The organism is Roseateles sp. P5_B10, assembly GCF_056400485.1.
This window is the reverse complement of the sequence record NZ_JBFULE010000646.1, coordinates 1-3,015: the sequence shown is the minus strand read 5'-3', so window position 1 is coordinate 3,015 and position 3,015 is coordinate 1. Positions and strand designations below refer to the sequence as shown.

At 67.4% G+C, this 3,015-nt stretch carries 2 protein-coding genes; both read right to left on the bottom strand.

What is annotated here, in order from left to right:
- Positions 1 to 387, bottom strand: a 387-nt coding sequence (locus AC1DU6_RS25365; protein ID WP_477860467.1) for a GlgB N-terminal domain-containing protein, incomplete at its 3' end; no start/stop codon positions are given.
- Between the two features lie 2 nt (positions 388 to 389).
- Positions 390 to 2,846 carry a glycogen/starch/alpha-glucan phosphorylase gene (locus AC1DU6_RS25360; RefSeq protein ID WP_477860465.1) on the bottom strand — a complete coding sequence of 819 codons (2,457 nt, stop codon included), beginning with the start codon at positions 2,844 to 2,846 and terminating at the stop codon, positions 390 to 392.
- Positions 2,847 to 3,015 lie beyond the last annotated feature (169 nt).

The following is a 3,015-nucleotide window of genomic DNA, read 5'->3' as shown; positions in this document are numbered from 1 at the left end:
CTGCACGACATGCGCACCCAGGCTCAGCCAGGGCCGGAAGTTGCGGCCTTCGGCAAAGGCCTTGAGCTCGTCGTCGCCGAGCTGGGGGTAGAAGTTGTAGGGGTCGGCATAGACGCCCTCGCCGCCCCCGGTCCAGCGCACGGCCAGGCGGTAGTCGAAGCGGTGCTTGCGACGTGGCACCTGCGCCTCGAAGAAGCCGCCGCGGCGCTCCTCCAGGTCGACGATGTGCTTCTTGCTGCTGGCATCCAGCAGCGCGACTTCCGCGGCGCCGGGCAGCAGCGCGCGCACCCAGAGCCGACCGTTGTCATCCGCGTGCAGGCCCAGCCGGCCGAAAGGATCGGCATGGCGGCCCGCCAGCAGGGAATCAACGTCGGCGTCGTTCAGCATCGTCAGGTGTTCAGACTCTTCACGGACCAGACACGGTCCACGTACTCGTTGATCGTGCGATCGGACGAGAACGGGCCCATGCCGGCGATATTGCGCAAGGCGCGTTCAGCCCAGGCGGCACGGTCGGCAAACAGCGCATCGACCTTGGCCTGGGTGGCGACGTAATCGGCGAAATCGGCCATCAGCAGGTAGACGTCGCGGTGCAGGATGCTGTCCACCAGCGCGCGATAACGATCGGTGTCGCCGTTGCTGAAGACGCCCGCCGCGATGGCATCGATGACGCGCTTGAGCTGGCGATTCTCTTCGACATACAGGCGCGGGTCGTAGCCCAGCTGCTTGATCTTGGCGACGGCATCGGCGCGCAGGCCGAACACGAACATGTTCTCCACGCCCATGGCCTCGGCCATCTCGATGTTGGCGCCGTCCCAGGTGCCAATGGTGACCGCGCCGTTCATGCCGAACTTCATGTTGCCGGTGCCCGAGGCCTCGGTGCCGGCCGTCGAGATCTGCTCGGACAGGTCGGCCGCCGGGATGATGCTTTCGGCCAGCGTGACGCTGTAGTTGGGCAGGAAGACGAGCTTGAGCTTGTCGCCCACGCGCGGGTCGCTGTTGATGACACGGGCCACGTCATGCGCCAGGCGCACGATGCTCTTGGCCGTCTGGTAGGCCGAGGCCGCCTTGCCGGCGATGACGACGGTGCGCGGCACCCAGTTGGCATCGGGGTTGTCGCGGATGGCCTGGTAGCGGCTGATGACGTGCAGGATGTTCAGCAGCTGSCGCTTGTATTCGTGGATGCGCTTGATCTGSAYGTCGAACAGGCTGTCGACATTGACCGAGATGCCCAGCTCACGGCGGATGACGGCGGCAAGGCGTTCCTTGTTGGCGCGCTTGACGGCCAGGAACTCCTCGCCCAGCTCCTTGTTGGCGGCCAGCGGCGCCAGTTCGCCCAGCTCGGCCAGGTTCTTGCGCCAGCCCTCGCCGATGCGGCTGTCCAGCAGCCCGGACAGCAGCGGGTTGGCCTGCTCCAGCCAACGGCGCGGCGTGACGCCGTTGGTGACGTTGTGGAAGCGCTCCGGCCAGATGCGAGCGTAGTCGGCAAAGATGGTCTGCACCATCAGCTCCGAGTGCAGCGCGGCCACGCCGTTGACGCGGTGCGACGAGACCAACGCAAGCGCGGCCATGCGCACGCGGCGCTCGCTGCCGTGGCTGCCTTCGTCGATCAGCGACACGCGCGAGGCGAAAGCATGATCGCCGGGGATGCGCGCCTGCACTTCTTCGAGGAAGCGGTGGTTGATCTCGTAAATGATCTCGAGGTGACGCGGCAGCAGGTTCTCGAACATGCGCACCGGCCAGGTTTCCAGCGCCTCCGGCATCAGCGTGTGGTTGGTATAGGCCACCGCCTGGCGGGTGATCTTCCAGGCCTCGTCCCAGCCCAGGCCGTGCTCGTCCAGCAGCAGGCGCATCAGCTCTGCCGGGGCGAGCGCGGGATGCGTGTCGTTGAGGTGGATGGCGTTGGTCTTGCCGAGGTTGTGCAGCGAACCGAACTCGCGCAGGTGACGCGCGATCAGGTCCTGCAGCGAGGCGCTGACGAGGAAGGCCTCCTGCTTCAGGCGGAGCTCGCGGCCCTGCTCGGTGCTGTCGTCGGGGTAGAGCACCCAGTTCAGCGCATCGGCCAGCACCTGGTGGCGGGCAGCGCGGGCGTAGTCGCCCTCGCAGAAAGGCTTGAAGGCGATGGGCGCGGCCGTGGCCTGCCATTGGCGCAGCGTAGAGACGCGCTCGCTGTGGTGGGCGGGCACGATGAAGTCATAGGCCTGGGCCTCGATGCTGTCGGCCGGCTGCCAGCGGCGCACCCCGGAGGCATCGACCTCGATGCGGCCGCCAAAGCCAACCTCGTAGCGCAGGTCCTGTCGAGGCAGCTCCCAGGCGGGCGAGTCGCGCGTCCAGTCGTCGGGCTGCTCCAGCTGGCGGCCCTGGCTGATGACCTGGGCAAAGGTGCCATAGCGGTAGCGCAGGCCGTAACCGAAGGACGGCAGCTCCAGTTCGGCGAAGCTGTCCAGGAAGCAGGCCGCCAGACGGCCCAAGCCGCCATTGCCCAAGGCCGCATCGGGCTCGCGCTCCAGCACATCGCCCAGGGCCAGACCCTGCTCGGCCAGCTTGGCTTCCAGCGGGTCGACCAGCTTCAGGGCGGCCAGCGCATTGGACAGCGCGCGGCCCATCAGGAATTCCATCGACAGATAGTGCACGCGGCGCACGGGCGCCTTGTCGCCACGCTGGGCGTCAGCGGCCTGCGTGGTGGCCCAGCGGCGGGCGAGCGTCTCGCGGCAGGCGATGGCCGCCGCGTGCAAGGCCGCCTGCGGCGTGGGGCCATGGCTGGATTGGGACAACTCGCGCTCGTAGGCGGTCTCGAAGGCGGCGCGCAAGGCCTTGTCTTCGGCGGAGAGGGCAGTCGGCTTCTTCATCGCGGTGGAGGCCTTGGCGGCGGGCTTGCGTTGAACGGGTAACGCGAAGCTCTTGGGTGTTGGGGAGTTCATCAGTGCCGGCCCCCAGCGACGGAGGCAAGAATGCTACTCGACGGGCAGCGTTGGCTGAAGTATCGACCAGCTCCGCCCCGTTGTGTAGTTTGACTAC